Source organism: Pseudomonas salmasensis (assembly GCF_014268375.2).
GTDB lineage: Bacteria > Pseudomonadota > Gammaproteobacteria > Pseudomonadales > Pseudomonadaceae > Aquipseudomonas > Aquipseudomonas salmasensis.
This window is the reverse complement of the sequence record NZ_CP077083.1, coordinates 1669155-1684403: the sequence shown is the minus strand read 5'-3', so window position 1 is coordinate 1684403 and position 15249 is coordinate 1669155. Positions and strand designations below refer to the sequence as shown.

Here is a 15249-nt window from a genome sequence, read left to right as displayed (position 1 = left end):
TAACGGGAGGGTGCGTTTAACAACGTGCCCTTCCGTTTTTTCAGTTTGGAGGTGGTGACATGGACATGAGCATCAAGCTGACCTCGTCTTACCCCGCAGCCCCGGCCCCGGCCAACCTTGGCGCAGTGGTGACCCAGGCCAAGCCTGTGGCCAGCAATGAGCCGATCAAAAGTGAAGAGCCTCAGCGCGTTGCGCTGGAAAAGGCTGTGACCGATATGCGTGAGTTTGTGCAGGCTTCACAGCGCAACCTGGATTTTTCCATCGATGACTCTACCGGCAAGGTAGTGGTCAAGGTGATCGCCACTGACAGTGGTGAAGTGATTCGACAGATTCCATCGGAGACCGCGCTGAAATTGGCGCAGAACCTGAGCGATGCCGGCAGCCTGTTGTTTGATAGCAAGGCTTGAGTTGGCACGAAACATGTTTCTGATTGCGGTCTAGGCGTATAAGCGCCAAAAAACGGCCGCTGCAGGACAAGGAGAATGGCAAATGGCTAGTTCAACGATTTCCGGCCCAGGTTCGGGCTACGACACCCAAGCAATCGTCAAGGCGCTGGTAGGTGCCGAGCAGGCGCCCAAGCAGGCTCAGATCACCAACGAGCAGAAGAAAGCCACCGTGCAGTTGTCTGCCGTGGGCTCGGTCAAGACGGCGTTGGAAGCCTACCAGGCGGCGATCACCAAGTTGAACAATGCTTCGGCCTTCAACGGGCTGGCGGCGACTTCTTCGGAAGAGAAAAACGCCAAGGTCACCCTGACTGACGGTGCATCCAGCGGCAAGTACCTGTTGAAGATCGCCAACCTTGCGACCGCCTCGAAAGTCACCACGGCGGTGAATGCGGACGGCGCGTCGGGCAAGGCCAACAGCACCGACGAAGACCAGACGCTGACCATCAACCAGTCGGGCAAAAGCTACGACGTGGTGATTCCTGGCGGCGCCACCTTGCAACAGGTGCGCGAGTCGATCAACACCCAGCTCTCGTCCCAAGGCATCAGTGCCAACGTACTGAGTGACTCCAATGGCGCGCGGCTGGTACTGACCTCGACCACTATGGGCGAGGGCACCGACATCACCCTCAGCGGTGATTCGCAGCTGGCTGTCGGCTACGACAAAGGCAAGGCGCCGACCAACGCCAAGTACTCCATTGATGGCATTGAAATGTCATCGAACAGCAACAAGATCACCTCGGCGATCAGTGGCGTGACCCTGGACCTGTTGGACACGGTAGACATCACCAAGCCGACCACCATCACCGTGGCCAGCAACACCGATACCTTGAAAACCTCGGTGCAGTCCTTCGTCAGCGCCTACAACACGCTGATGACGGCGATCAATACCCAAACCAAAGTCACCGCAACCGGTGATGCCTCCACCACCACCGCAGGTGCGTTGACCGGCGATGCGTCGATGCGTCAATTGGTGAACAGCCTGCGTTCCGAGTTGGTCAACGGCTCCGGCGCGGGCACCATGACCAGCCTGGCGCAGATGGGCATCACCACCGATCAGAAAACCGGCCTGCTGAGCCTGGATGACAAAACCTGGGACAAGGCCGTGGTCAAGGGCGCTGGCGACATTGCCAAGCTGTTCACCGGCGACACGGGCTTGATCACCCGCATGAACAAGGCGACCAGCAGCTACGTCGGCACCACCGGCACCCTGGCGACACGGGCCACCGATCTCAATAACAAGTTGACCGACTTGAACAAAGAGACCGACGACCTGACGCGGCGCATGGATGCCTTGCAGAAGTCCCTGACCGCCAAGTACACGGCGATGGACACCATGATCGCGCAGATCAACGCCAGCAGCTCCAGCATCCTGACCACCCTCAACTCGCTGAACAATCCTAAGTCGAACTGATGAGCGGTGCGCGCCAGGGCCCTGTCCAGGGGCTCTCGCGCAGGGTGCTGGATTAAAGTTTTTATCGCCGTGGTCGAAAAACTGGTTAAGCAAACCTATTCGATTGTCGCCAGTAACGAGGTAGCAACATGAACCCGATGAGAGCCCTTCGCCAGTACCAGAAGGTCAATGCCCACGCTCAGGTCTCCGAAGCCAGCCCGCACCGCCTGGTGCAGATGCTGATGGAAGGTGGCCTGGACCGCATGGCGCAGGCCAAGGGTGCGTTGAGCCGCGGGGACATCGCGCAAAAGGGCCTGATGCTGGGCAAGGCGATCGAAATCATTTCGGGCCTGCGCGATGGTCTGGAGCCGGAGAAAGCCGAAGATCCGGCCGCGATCCAGCGTCTGGATGCCTTGTATAACTACATGGGCAATCGTCTGGTCGAGGCCAACCGAGTCAATGACGTCGAGATGATCGACGAAGTCGCCCGTCTGCTGATCACCGTCAAGACCGGCTGGGATGCCATCGCTCCACAATAAGGCCGATTGCCTTGAGGTACACATCATGAGCCACGCACTGCAACGCATCGACGAAACCCGCGAAGCCCTGATCGGCGCGCTGGCTGAGCGCAACTGGGAAGCTGTCGGCGAGTTGGACCTGGGGTGCCGGGCGGTGATTGATGAGGTGCTCAGCGAGGCGCCGGTAGATGAGGATGCACTGCGCGAAAAGCTGGAAAGCCTGCTGGTGGTGTATCGGCAGTTGCTGGAGGTGACGACCGGCGAGCGCCAGGCGATTTTCGAAGAGATGTCGCAGATCAACCAAGCGAAAAATGCGTCAAAGGTTTACCATCTGTTCGGTTGAACGGGCGCAGTTAATCCGAACGGCGCGTCATATATTTGACTGTGCCAACATTTTTGACTTAACTAGTGCTGTTTTCAGATTTCAGACGTCTAGAAGGTAAGAAATCTTACAGACGTCTAGATTGCCCTCATTCCGGGGCAGGAAGTTTTACTAGGGAAGTTGCTATTGCATGTGGCGTGAAACCAAAATTCTGCTGATCGATGACGATAGCGTCCGCCGCCGCGATTTAGCGGTGATTTTAAATTTTCTCGGTGAAGAAAATTTACCCTGCGGCAGCCACGATTGGCAGCAGGCGGTCAGCTCGTTGTCGTCGAGCCGTGAAGTCATTTGCGTATTGATCGGGACGGTAAACGCTCCTGGCGCAGTTCTGGGCCTGTTAAAGACACTGTCTACCTGGGATGAGTTCCTTCCGGTGTTGCTAATGGGCGATATTTCTTCCGTGGACCTGCCGGAAGACCAGCGCCGCCGCGTGCTGTCCAACCTGGAAATGCCGCCCAGCTACAGCAAATTGCTCGATTCCCTGCACCGCGCCCAGGTCTATCGCGAGATGTACGACCAGGCCCGCGAGCGCGGCCGTCACCGTGAGCCCAACCTGTTTCGCAGCCTCGTCGGCACCAGCCGTGCCATCCAGCACGTGCGCCAGATGATGCAGCAAGTGGCCGACACCGACGCCAGCGTGCTGATCCTCGGCGAGTCGGGCACCGGCAAGGAAGTGGTCGCGCGCAACCTGCACTATCACTCCAAGCGCCGCGACGGGCCCTTCGTGCCGGTCAACTGCGGGGCGATCCCGGCAGAGCTGCTGGAAAGCGAATTGTTCGGCCACGAGAAGGGCGCCTTTACCGGGGCGATCACCAGCCGTGCCGGGCGCTTTGAGCTGGCCAATGGCGGCACCCTGTTCCTCGATGAAATCGGCGACATGCCGTTGCCGATGCAGGTCAAGTTGCTGCGCGTGTTGCAGGAGCGCACCTTCGAGCGCGTGGGCAGCAACAAGACCCAGAGCGTGGACGTGCGCATCATTGCCGCCACCCACAAGAACCTCGAAAGCATGATCGAGGTCGGCAGCTTCCGCGAAGACCTGTACTACCGCCTCAACGTATTCCCTATCGAGATGGCCCCGCTGCGTGAGCGCGTGGAAGACATCCCGTTGCTGATGAACGAACTGATCTCGCGCATGGAGCACGAAAAGCGCGGCTCCATTCGCTTCAACTCCGCGGCAATCATGTCCCTGTGCCGCCACGGCTGGCCGGGCAACGTCCGCGAGCTGGCCAACCTGGTGGAGCGCATGGCGATCATGCACCCATACGGGGTGATCGGCGTGGTCGAGTTGCCGAAGAAATTCCGCTACGTCGACGACGAAGACGAGCAGATGGACAGCCTGCGCAGCGACATGGAAGAGCGCGTGGCGATCAACGGTCATACCCCGGACTTCGGCGCCACCGCGATGTTGCCGCCCGAAGGCCTGGATCTGAAGGACTACCTCGGCAGCCTGGAACAAGGGTTGATCCAGCAGGCCCTGGACGATGCCCATGGCATCGTGGCCCGCGCCGCCGAGCGTCTGCGTATCCGTCGCACCACCCTGGTGGAGAAGATGCGCAAGTACGGTATGAGCCGCAAAGAAGGTGATGAACAGGCGGATGATTGACGCCTGTTTTTCAGCTACTTGATTTATAGGTAGATTTTTTTCGGCACGGGTATTGCTACAGCCCTCGCAACGTTCCGTTTAACTGACGGTCAGCCAAGCGAGAGAGCATCATGCCCCACGCCGCCCAACTATCTTCGGCCCCTGCCATCCAGGGGCTGGTTTCGCCTGTAGAACCGCCGACCCGCCTGGGCCTGGAGCACGCGTTCTCGCAGTTCAACCAGATGTCGAGCCAGCTGACCGACTCCTACAGCCTGCTTGAGGCGCGGGTTTCCGAGCTTAAAGGCGAGCTGGCGGTGGTCAGCGCCCAGCGCATGCAAGAGCTGGCCGAGAAAGAACGCCTGGCCAACCGCCTGCAAAACCTGCTGGACCTGTTGCCCGGTGGCGTGATCGTCATCGACGACCAGGGCCGTGTGCGCGAAGCCAACCCGGCAGCCTGCGACCTGCTCGGCCTGCCGCTGGAAGGCGAGTTGTGGCGTGAAGTCATCACCCGCTGTTTTGCCCCCCGTGAAGACGACGGCCACGAAGTCTCCCTCAAGGACGGGCGCCGGCTGTCCATCGCCACCCGTTCCCTGGACGCTGAGCCTGGCCAGCTTGTGCTGCTCAATGACCTGACAGAAACCCGGCACCTGCAAGATCAACTGGCGCGCCATGAGCGGCTGTCGTCCCTGGGGCGGATGGTCGCTTCCCTGGCCCATCAGATTCGTACGCCATTGTCGGCGGCATTGATCTACGCCAGTCATTTGACTGACGAGCAATTGCCCGCGGCCACCCACCAACGCTTTGCCGGGCGCCTCAAGGAGCGCCTGCATGAGTTGGAACACCAAGTGCGCGACATGCTGGTGTTTGCCCGCGGCGAACTGCCGCTGACCGATCGCGTTACCCCTGCCGGCTTGATGCAGTCCCTGCAAGCGGCAGCGGCGACCCATGTGCAGGAGGCCAACCTGCGCTGGCAGTGCGACAGCCACCAGGGCGAATTGCTGTGCAACCGCGACACCTTGGTGGGCGCGCTGCTCAACCTGATCGAAAACGCCACCCAGGCCAGTGGCCCAGGTGCACGATTGAAGGTGCACTTGTACACCCGCGAGCAAACCCTGCGCCTGTGCATCAGCGACAGCGGCAGCGGTATTGCCCCGCAAGTGCTGCAACGCCTGGGTGAGCCGTTTTTTACCACCAAGACCAACGGCACTGGCCTGGGCCTGACCGTGGTCAAGGCAGTGGCCCGTGCCCATCAGGGACAATTGCAGCTGCGTTCCCGCCTGGGGCGTGGCACCTGTGCATTGATGACCTTGCCGCTGTTTTCCAGCGCGGCAAGCGCGGAGTAAGAGGATGATGGCTATCAAGGTTTTATTGGTGGAAGACGATCGCGCCCTGCGTGAAGCATTGGCAGACACGCTGCTGTTGGCGGGCCATGACTACCGTGCGGTCGGCTCTGCCGAGGAAGCCTTGGAGGCGGTCGAGCAGGAAACCTTCAGCCTGGTGGTCAGCGACGTCAACATGCCCGGCATGGACGGCCACCAGTTGCTCGGCCTGCTGCGCGTGCGCCAGCCGCAACTGCCAGTGCTGCTGATGACCGCCCATGGCGCGGTGGAGCGGGCGGTGGATGCCATGCGTCAAGGCGCGGCGGATTACCTGGTCAAGCCGTTCGAGCCCAAGGCGTTGATCGAGCTGGTGGCCCGGCATGCCCTGGGCGTGATGCCCGCAGCCGAGGGCGATGGCCCGATTGCCTTTGAGCCGGCCAGCGCGCAATTGCTGGAGCTGGCGGCGCGGGTGGCGCGCAGTGATTCCACCGTGCTGATTTCCGGCGAGTCCGGCACCGGTAAAGAAGTGCTGGCGCGGTATATTCACCAGCAATCGGGCCGTGCCAAGCAGCCGTTCATTGCGATCAACTGCGCGGCGATCCCCGACAACATGCTCGAAGCCACCTTGTTTGGCCATGAAAAGGGCTCGTTCACCGGCGCCATCGCGGCCCAGGCCGGCAAGTTCGAACAGGCCGACGGCGGCACCATCCTGCTCGACGAAATCTCGGAAATGCCCCTGGGCCTGCAAGCCAAGTTGCTGCGCGTGTTGCAGGAGCGTGAAGTGGAGCGCGTGGGCGCGCGCAAGCCGATCCAGCTGGATATCCGTGTGGTTGCCACCACCAACCGCGACCTGGCGGGCGAAGTGGCGGCGGGGCGCTTCCGTGAAGACCTGTTCTACCGGCTGTCGGTGTTCCCGCTGGCCTGGCGCCCACTGCGCGAGCGCCCGGCGGATATCATCCCCTTGGCCGAGCGCCTGCTGAACAACCACGTCAAAAAAATGAAGCACGCCCAGGCGCGTTTATCGCCCGAGGCCCAGGCGTGCCTGGTCAGTTATCCATGGCCGGGCAACGTGCGTGAGCTGGACAATGCGATCCAGCGTGCGTTGATTTTGCAGCAGGGCGGTTTGATCCAGCCGCAAGACTTTTGCCTGGCCATGGGCAATGGCGCTGCGCCGCTGCCGAGCCTGGCCCCGGCTCCCGTGGTCGCCGAGGCGGAATCAGGTGGTGCCTTGGGCGATGACCTGCGCCGTCGCGAATTCCAGATGATCATCGACACCCTGCGCGCCGAGCGCGGCCGCCGCAAAGAAGCGGCCGAGCGCCTGGGCATCAGCCCGCGCACCTTGCGCTACAAGCTGGCGCAGATGCGCGATGCCGGTATGGACGTGGAAGCCTATCTTTTCGCCACCTGACCCCGCGCCAATCCCGTGTGTAGGAGCGAGCTTGCTCGCGAAGAACTCATAGGCGCCGCGGGCGTTCTGGAAGCGCGCGTTATCGTTGACGTTTTTCGCGAGCAAGCTCGCTCCTACAGAAAACCGTGCGGTAAGAAGGGCCAAAAAATCTTCGGTAACAAGTTTGACAAGCTTTGTCGCCTTTTCTTACGAGTTGCTCCAGAGCTGGCACCCTTGTTGCTACCACCCCTGGTAACCGCTGCGTAGTGTCAAAAAATTGCAGGTCGTCGGAGAGAGAAGGTCATGAGCCAGGGTATTGAGTTCAATCGGTTGATGTTGGATATGCGCGCCATGCAAATGGATGCCATGGCTCAACCGAAATCCGTCGCGCCAGCGCCGGAATTGGGCCAAAGCAATTTTGCCGACATGCTCGGTCAGGCAATCAATAAAGTCAGCGATACCCAGCAGGCGTCCAGCCAGTTGGCGACGGCCTTCGAGATCGGTAAAAGCGGCGTGGACCTCACCGATGTGATGGTCGCCTCGCAAAAGGCCAGTGTGTCCTTCCAGGCCTTGACCCAAGTGCGTAACAAGCTGGTTCAAGCGTATCAAGACATCATGCAGATGCCGGTTTAAGGACGAGATTTAAGTCATGGCTGAAGCACTCTCCGACAACCTCCCCGCCAAGGCCGACGGCAAACCGCCGTTGTTTGGCCTGTCGTTCCTGGAAAACCTCTCGGAAATGACCATGCTGCGTCAGGTGGGCCTGATGGTGGGCCTGGCAGCCAGCGTGGCGATTGGTTTTGCCGTGGTGCTGTGGTCGCAGCAACCCGATTACCGCCCTCTGTACGGCAGCCTGTCGGGCATGGATTCCAAGCAGATCATGGAAACCCTCGCCGCCGCCGACATCGCCTACACCGTGGAGCCCAACTCCGGCGCCTTGCTGGTCAAGGCCGATGACGTGGCCCGCGCACGGATGAAACTGGCCGCCGCTGGCGTGGCGCCGTCCGACAGCAATATCGGTTTTGAAATCCTCGACAAAGACCAGGGCCTGGGCACCAGCCAGTTCATGGAAGCCACCCGCTATCGTCGTGGCCTGGAAGGCGAACTGGCGCGCACCATTTCCAGCCTCAATAACGTCAAGGCTGCCCGTGTGCACCTGGCGATTCCGAAAAGCTCGGTGTTCGTGCGTGACGAACGCAAGCCCAGCGCCTCGGTACTGGTCGAGCTGTTTGCCGGCCGCTCCCTGGAGCCTGGCCAGGTGCTGGCGATCGTCAACCTGGTAGCCACCAGCGTGCCGGAACTCAGCAAGTCGCAAATCACCGTGGTGGACCAGAAGGGCAACCTGCTGTCCGACATGGCCGAAAACTCCGCGCTGACCCAGGCCGGCAAACAGTTCGACTACAGCCGCCGCATGGAGAGCATGCTCACCCAGCGCGTGCATAACATTCTGCAGCCGGTATTGGGCAACGACCGCTACAAGGCTGAAGTGTCGGCCGACGTGGATTTCAGCGCCGTCGAGTCCACTTCCGAGCAGTTCAACCCCGACCAGCCAGCCCTGCGCAGCGAGCAGTCCACCAGCGAACAACGCACCGCCAGCAATGGCCCCCAAGGTGTGCCGGGCGCCCTGAGCAACCAGCCACCTGCGCCGGCCTCGGCACCGCAAACCACCGGTGGCGCCGCCGCTACAGCTGGGGCGATCCAGCCTGGCCAGCCGCTGCTGGACGCCAACGGCCAGCAGATCATGGACCCGGCCACCGGCCAGCCGATGCTTGCGCCGTACCCTGCGGACAAGCGTAACCAGTCCACCAAGAACTTCGAGCTCGACCGTTCCATCAGCCACACCAAGCAGCAACAGGGCAAGATCAATCGCCTGTCGGTGTCGGTGGTGGTCGATGACCAGGTCAAGGTCAACCCAGCAGACGGCGCGGTGACCCGTGCGCCGTGGACGGCTGACGAGCTGGCGCGCTTCACCCGCCTGGTGCAGGACGCCGTTGGCTTCGACGCCAGCCGTGGCGACAGCGTCAGCGTGATCAACATGCCGTTCTCCGCCGAGCGCGGTGAAGTCATCGCTGACCCGGCGTTCTACACCCAGCCGTGGTTCTGGGACATCGTCAAGCAAGTGCTCGGGGTGTTGTTCATCCTGGTGCTGGTGTTCGGCGTATTGCGCCCGGTGCTCAACAACATCACCGGCGGCAGCAAGAAGCAACTGGCGCTGGCCGGTGGCGACGTCGAGTTGGGTGGCATGGGCGGCCTGGACGGCGAACTGGCCAACGACCGCGTCAGCCTCGGCGGCCCGCAAAGCATCCTGTTGCCAAGCCCGAGCGAAGGCTATGACGCTCAGTTGAACGCAATCAAGAGTCTGGTGGCAGAAGACCCGGGCCGTGTGGCCCAGGTCGTGAAAGAGTGGATTAACGCAGATGAATGATCGAGCCGCTGTGGCCAAGCTGTCCCGGGTCGACAAAGCCGCCGTGCTGCTGCTGTCCCTGGGTGAAACCGACGCTGCCCAAGTGCTGCGCCACATGGGCCCTAAAGAGGTCCAGCGAGTGGGCGTGGCCATGGCGCAAATGCGCAATGTGCACCGCGAGCAAGTCGAGCAGGTGATGAGCGAGTTCGTTGAGATCGTCGGCGACCAGACCAGCCTGGGCGTTGGCTCCGACAGCTACATTCGCAAGATGCTCACCTCGGCCCTGGGCGAAGACAAGGCCAACGGCCTGATCGACCGCATCCTGCTGGGTGGCAACACCAGCGGCCTGGACAGCCTCAAGTGGATGGAACCGCGCGCAGTAGCCGACGTGATCCGCTACGAGCACCCGCAGATCCAGGCGATCGTGGTTGCCTACCTGGACCCGGACCAGGCCGGTGAAGTGCTTGGCCACTTCGACCATAAAGTGCGCCTGGACATCATCCTGCGCGTGTCGTCGCTCAACACCGTGCAGCCAGCGGCGCTCAAAGAACTCAACACCATTCTGGAGAAGCAGTTCTCCGGCAATTCCAACGCCTCGCGCACCACCCTGGGTGGCATCAAGCGCGCGGCCGACATCATGAACTTCCTCGACAGCTCGGTCGAAGGCCAGTTGATGGACTCGATCCGCGAGATCGACGACACCCTGTCCGGCCAGATCGAAGACCTGATGTTCGTGTTCAACAACCTGGCCGATGTCGACGACCGTGGCATCCAGGCGTTGCTGCGCGAAGTGTCCTCGGACGTGCTGGTGCTGGCGCTCAAGGGCTCGGACGAGAACGTCAAAGAAAAGATCTTCAAGAACATGTCCAAGCGCGCCTCGGAGCTGTTGCGCGACGACCTGGAAGCCAAGGGCCCGGTGCGCGTCAGCGACGTGGAAACCGCCCAGAAGGAAATCCTCACCATTGCCCGCCGTATGGCCGAAGCCGGAGAAATCGTTCTCGGCGGGAAGGGCGGCGAAGAAATGATCTAAGGCGCCTTGCATGTCGAATAAAGATGAGGCGCCCAGCGACCTGATTCGCGCGCGGGATGTCGGCGGCTTTGACATCTGGTCGCTGCCCAGCTTCGACCCCCATGTGCCGGAGCCCGAGCCTGAGCCGGTGGAGGAACCGCCGGCGGAAATGGAAGAAGTGCCGCTGGATGAAGTCCAGCCACTGACCCTCGAAGAGTTGGAAACCATTCGCCAGGAGGCCTACAACGAAGGCTTTGCGGCGGGGGAGAAAGACGGTTTTCGCAGCACCACCCTCAAGGTTCGCCAGGAAGCCGAGGCGGCGCTGGCCACCAAACTGGGCAGCCTGGAGCGCTTGATGGGCAATCTGTTCGACCCTATCGCCGAACAGGACTCACAGCTGGAAAAATCCATGGTCAGCCTGGTGCAGCACATCGCACGGCAGGTGATCCAGCGCGAACTGGTGCTCGACTCCAGCCAGATCGAAGCGGTGATGCGTGAAGCCCTCAAGCTGCTGCCCCTGGGCGTCGGCAATGTGCGGCTGTACATCAACCCCCAGGATTTCGAACAGGTCAAAGCCCTGCGCGAGCGCCATGAAGAAACCTGGCGCATCGTCGAAGACGCTTCGTTGCAGCCCGGCGGTTGCCGCGTCGAAACCGAGCACAGCCGCATCGATGCAACGGTGGAAACCCGCATCAGCCAGATCATGGCCAAGCTGTTCGATCAACTGCATGAACAGGCCCTGCACCCCGCCGAGCCTGACCTGAGCGTTGACCTGGACGCCACCGATGCGCCTTGACCGCACCAGCTTCGCCAAGCGCCTGGGCAGCTACGCCGAGGTCACCGAGTTGCCGGGCCAGCCGATCCTCGAAGGGCGCCTGTTGCGTATGGTCGGCCTGACCCTCGAAGCCGAGGGCCTGCGCGCCGCCATGGGCAGCCGCTGCCTGGTGATCAACGACAACAGTTACCACCCGGTGCAAGTCGAAGCCGAAGTGATGGGCTTTTCGGGCAGCAAGATCTTCCTGATGCCGGTCGGCAGCCTCGCCGGCATTGCCCCCGGCGCCCGCGTGGTGCCGCTGGCCGACACCGGTCGTTTGCCTATGGGCATGAGCATGCTGGGCCGCGTACTCGACGGTGCCGGCCGTGCGCTGGACGGCAAGGGCGGCATGAAAGCCGAAGACTGGGTGCCGATGGACGGCCCCACCATCAACCCGCTCAAGCGCAACCCCATCAGCGTGCCGCTGGACGTGGGCATTCGCAGCATCAACGGTTTATTGACGGTCGGTCGCGGCCAGCGCCTGGGCCTGTTCGCCGGTACCGGCGTGGGTAAGTCGGTGTTGCTGGGCATGATGACGCGCTTTACCGAGGCCGACATCATCGTGGTGGGGCTGATCGGCGAGCGGGGCCGCGAAGTGAAGGAGTTCATCGAGCACAGCCTCGGTGAAGAAGGGCTCAAGCGTTCCGTTGTCGTCGCTTCTCCGGCAGACGATGCACCTCTGATGCGATTGCGCGCGGCGATGTACTGCACACGCATCGCCGAATATTTTCGCGACAAGGGCAAGAACGTCCTGTTGCTGATGGACTCGCTCACGCGTTTCGCCCAGGCCCAGCGCGAGATCGCCCTGGCCATCGGTGAACCGCCCGCGACCAAGGGTTACCCGCCATCGGTGTTCGCCAAGTTGCCCAAGCTGGTGGAACGTGCCGGCAACGCCGAAGCCGGCGGCGGCTCGATCACCGCGTTCTACACCGTGTTGTCCGAAGGCGACGACCAGCAGGACCCGATTGCCGACTCGGCGCGGGGCGTGCTCGACGGTCACATCGTGCTGTCGCGGCGCTTGGCGGAAGAGGGGCATTACCCGGCCATCGATATCGAAGCGTCCATCAGCCGGGTGATGCCGGCGGTGGTCACGCCCGAGCATATGGCCCGTGCCCAGCAGTTCAAGCAGCTGTGGTCGCGCTACCAGCAAAGCCGTGACCTGATCAGCGTCGGTGCCTATGTGGCCGGTGGCGACCGCGACACCGACCTGGCCATCGCCTTGCAGCCGCAACTGGTAACCTACCTGCGCCAAGGCCTCAACGACAAGATCACCATGGGCGAAAGCCAGGCGCACTTGCAGTCCATCTTCGCCCCGGCGCCGGGCGGCTAAGCCATGGCCAACAGCCGCGCCGCCCGCCTGGCCCCGGTGGTGGACATGGCCGAAAAGGCCGAGAAAGCCGCCGTACAGCGCCTTGGCTACTTCCAGGGCCAGGTGCGTTTGGCCCAAAGCAAGCTGGGCGACCTGGAGCGTTTTCGGGGCGAGTACCAGCAACAGTGGATCGAGCGCGGTAGCCAGGGCGTGTCCGGCCAGTGGCTGATGGGGTACCAGGGCTTTCTCAACCAGCTTGAAACCGCCGTTGGTCAGCAACGCCAAAGCCTGGCCTGGCACGAGGCCAACCTCGACAAGGCCCGCGAAGCCTGGCAAGCGGCGTTTGCCCGCGTCGAAGGGTTGCGCAAACTGGTGCAGCGCTACATCGACGAAGCGCGAGCCATCGAAGACAAGCGCGAGCAAAAACTGCTCGATGAACTCTCCCAACGCCTTCCCCGCCCAGAGCAGTTCTAACGCACCCCCTTCTGTAGGAGCGAGCTTGCTCGCGAAAAACGTCAACGATAACGCGTGCTTCCTGGATGAACGCGGCGCCTGTGAGTTTTTCGCGAGCGAGCTCGCTCCTACAAAGGGCATTTGCCGTGTTGCTTGGATGCGGTTCAGCTGCTACACCTTGTGTCTAGTGCAATGACAAGGAAGCAGTCACATGTCAGTCGAGTCAGAAGTATCCCTGGATGGGAAGAAGTTGACGATCGCAATCAAGGGCCGGTTCGATTTCGGCAGCCACCAGGCGTTTCGGGAGGCCTACGAGCGTTACTACAAGGTCCCCGAGACCTATATCGTCGACCTCAAGGATGCCACCTACATGGACAGTTCGGCCCTCGGCATGCTGCTGTTGCTACGGGATCATGCCGGCGGCGATGACGCCGAGGTCCGCGTGACGAACAGCAACTCCGACGTGCGCAAGATCCTCGCCATCTCCAACTTCGACAAACTGTTCGATATCAATTGAGTGCCCTGGCCCCGGTCCTGGAGGCGCTGACCATCCTGATCGCCGAAGACAGTGCCGCCGACCGCCTGTTGCTGGCGAGCATCATCCGCCGTCAGGGCCATCAGGTGCTGACGGTGAGCAATGGCGCCGAAGCGATTGAGGTGTTTGCCCGCGAGCGCCCGCAGCTGGTGCTGATGGACGCGCTGATGCCGATCATGGACGGCTTTGAAGCCGCACGGCAGATCAAGCAACTGGCGGGGGAGGCGCTGGTGCCGATCATCTTCCTCACCTCGCTACGCGAAAGCGAAGCCCTGGCCCAGTGCCTGGACGCCGGCGGCGATGACTTTCTGCCCAAGCCCTATAACCCCTTGATCCTGGCGGCGAAGATCAACGCCATGGACCGCCTGCGTCGCCTGCAGGCCACGGTTTTGCAACAGCGGGATTTGATCGCCAGGCACCACGAACACCTGATGCATGAGCAGCGGGCGGCCAAGGCGGTGTTCGATAAGGTCGCCCATTCCGGTTGCATCAACGCCGCGCCGAATATTCGCTACCTGCAATCGCCTTATGCGTTGTTCAACGGTGACTTGTTGCTGGCGGCCTACACGCCATCGGGTGACATGCACGTGCTGCTCGGGGATTTCACCGGCCATGGCTTGCCGGCCGCCATCGGCGCCATGCCCCTGGCCGAAGTGTTCTACGGCATGACCGCCAAGGGCTACGGCCTCACGCAGACCCTGCGGGAAATGAACGCCAAGCTCAAGCGCATCCTGCCGGTGGACATGTTCTGCTGCGCCACCTTGCTGTGCCTGAGCGCCCAGCGGCGGGCGGTGGAGGTGTGGAACGGCGGCATGCCCGAAGGCTATGTGCATGAAGTCGCCACGGGCAGGCGCACGCCGTTGATGTCGCGGCACCTGCCCTTGGGGGTGTTGTCGGCAGAGGCGTTCGATGACAGCACCGAAGTCTGGCCCATGGGGTTGGGCGACCGGGTGTTTTTGCTCTCCGACGGCGTGCTGGACACCGCTGACGCCAACGATCAACTGTTCGGCGCCGAGCGCTTGCAGCAGGTGTTCGCCGCCAACCGCGAGCCTGACCGCCTGTTCGAGGACATCGAGCAGGCGCTGGCGGCCTTTCGCGGCCAGGCGCGCGATGACGTCAGCATGGTCGAGATCACCTTGCAGGCAGGCCAGCCCTTGCGGACGGCCGAACCGATGTATGCCGACAGCGGCCAGTCGTGCCCACTGGATTGGTCGGTGAGTTTCGAATTTCGCGCCCAGACCCTCAGAACCTACAACCCGTTGCCGTACCTGCTGCAACTGCTATTGGAGATCCACGGCCTGCGTGAGCAGAGCGGGGCGCTTTACAGCGTGATGGCCGAGTTGTATTCCAACGCGCTGGAGCATGGCGTGCTGGGCCTGGACTCACGGCTCAAGCGCGATGCCCAGGGGTTTGCGCAGTATTATCATCAGCGCCATGAGCGGCTGGCGCAGTTGGACAGCGGTTACGTGCGCGTGCATGTGCAGGTGGTACCCACCGACAAGGGCGGCAAACTGACCTTGCGTCTGGAAGACAGCGGGCAGGGTTTTGATGTGGAGCAGGAGCTGGCACGCCCCGTGGAGATCGACCGTCTGTCTGGTCGGGGCTTGAGCCTGGTGCGTCAACTGAGCAGCGCTGTAGGCTGGTCCGATGGCGGGCGCAGTGTCTGCGTGGAGTTTTGTTGGGAGGCTCTGGCATAATCCG

The 15249-nt window shown here is 62.0% G+C and carries 15 protein-coding genes; all 15 read left to right on the top strand.

Going from position 1 to position 15249, the window contains the following annotated elements; genetic code table 11:
• Positions 1 to 59 precede the first annotated feature (59 nt).
• The 15 genes from HU731_RS07315 to HU731_RS07245 all read left to right on the top strand — a co-directional run bounded on the left by HU731_RS07315 (position 60) and on the right by HU731_RS07245 (position 15245).
• Positions 60 to 407: a flagellar protein FlaG gene (locus HU731_RS07315; RefSeq protein WP_032895940.1), complete on the top strand. Its 348-nt coding sequence runs from the start codon at positions 60 to 62 to the stop codon at positions 405 to 407.
• Positions 408 to 489: 82 nt separating this feature from the next.
• Positions 490 to 1857 (top strand): flagellar filament capping protein FliD, encoded by a 1368-nt coding sequence (gene fliD / locus HU731_RS07310; RefSeq protein WP_186606853.1) that lies wholly within the window; start codon positions 490 to 492, stop codon positions 1855 to 1857.
• A gap of 128 nt (positions 1858 to 1985) precedes the next feature.
• Entirely contained in the window at positions 1986 to 2375 is a 390-nt protein-coding gene (gene fliS, locus HU731_RS07305) for a flagellar export chaperone FliS (RefSeq protein WP_014719355.1), read from the top strand.
• A gap of 25 nt (positions 2376 to 2400) precedes the next feature.
• Positions 2401 to 2697 carry a flagellar protein FliT gene (gene fliT, locus HU731_RS07300; RefSeq protein ID WP_003192968.1) on the top strand — a complete coding sequence of 99 codons (297 nt, stop codon included), beginning with the start codon at positions 2401 to 2403 and terminating at the stop codon, positions 2695 to 2697.
• A gap of 169 nt (positions 2698 to 2866) precedes the next feature.
• Positions 2867 to 4339, top strand: a complete 1473-nt coding sequence (locus HU731_RS07295; protein ID WP_032895942.1) for a sigma-54 dependent transcriptional regulator — start codon at positions 2867 to 2869, stop codon at positions 4337 to 4339.
• Positions 4340 to 4449: 110 nt separating this feature from the next.
• Positions 4450 to 5661, top strand: a complete 1212-nt coding sequence (locus HU731_RS07290) for a sensor histidine kinase (protein ID WP_225931630.1) — start codon at positions 4450 to 4452, stop codon at positions 5659 to 5661.
• 7 nt (positions 5662 to 5668) lie between these two features.
• Complete coding sequence (locus HU731_RS07285) at positions 5669 to 7045, top strand: sigma-54-dependent transcriptional regulator (RefSeq protein WP_186606873.1); 1377 nt, start codon at positions 5669 to 5671, stop codon at positions 7043 to 7045.
• Between the two features lie 282 nt (positions 7046 to 7327).
• Positions 7328 to 7657, top strand: a complete 330-nt coding sequence (gene fliE / locus HU731_RS07280) for a flagellar hook-basal body complex protein FliE (RefSeq protein ID WP_003192959.1) — start codon at positions 7328 to 7330, stop codon at positions 7655 to 7657.
• Between the two features lie 16 nt (positions 7658 to 7673).
• On the top strand, positions 7674 to 9449 hold the full coding sequence (fliF, locus tag HU731_RS07275; protein ID WP_032895944.1) for a flagellar basal-body MS-ring/collar protein FliF: 1776 nt from the start codon (positions 7674 to 7676) through the stop codon (positions 9447 to 9449).
• Positions 9442 to 10458, top strand: coding sequence for a flagellar motor switch protein FliG (gene fliG, locus HU731_RS07270; RefSeq protein WP_003192957.1), 1017 nt, complete (start codon positions 9442 to 9444; stop codon positions 10456 to 10458). Before fliF ends, fliG begins: the two co-directional genes overlap by 8 nt.
• Positions 10459 to 10468: 10 nt before the next feature.
• Positions 10469 to 11233, top strand: a complete 765-nt coding sequence (gene fliH / locus HU731_RS07265) for a flagellar assembly protein FliH (protein WP_186606852.1) — start codon at positions 10469 to 10471, stop codon at positions 11231 to 11233.
• Entirely contained in the window at positions 11223 to 12581 is a 1359-nt protein-coding gene (fliI, locus tag HU731_RS07260) for a flagellar protein export ATPase FliI (RefSeq protein ID WP_186606851.1), read from the top strand. Before fliH ends, fliI begins: the two co-directional genes overlap by 11 nt.
• A gap of 3 nt (positions 12582 to 12584) precedes the next feature.
• On the top strand, positions 12585 to 13034 hold the full coding sequence (fliJ, locus tag HU731_RS07255; protein WP_032895946.1) for a flagellar export protein FliJ: 450 nt from the start codon (positions 12585 to 12587) through the stop codon (positions 13032 to 13034).
• Positions 13035 to 13224: 190 nt separating this feature from the next.
• Positions 13225 to 13530, top strand: a complete 306-nt coding sequence (locus HU731_RS07250; protein WP_186606850.1) for an STAS domain-containing protein — start codon at positions 13225 to 13227, stop codon at positions 13528 to 13530.
• A complete protein-coding gene (locus HU731_RS07245) occupies positions 13527 to 15245 on the top strand; it encodes a fused response regulator/phosphatase (protein ID WP_186606849.1) in 1719 nt (572 codons plus the stop codon). The genes HU731_RS07250 and HU731_RS07245 overlap by 4 nt, the downstream gene beginning before the upstream one ends.
• Positions 15246 to 15249: the final 4 nt, after the last annotated feature.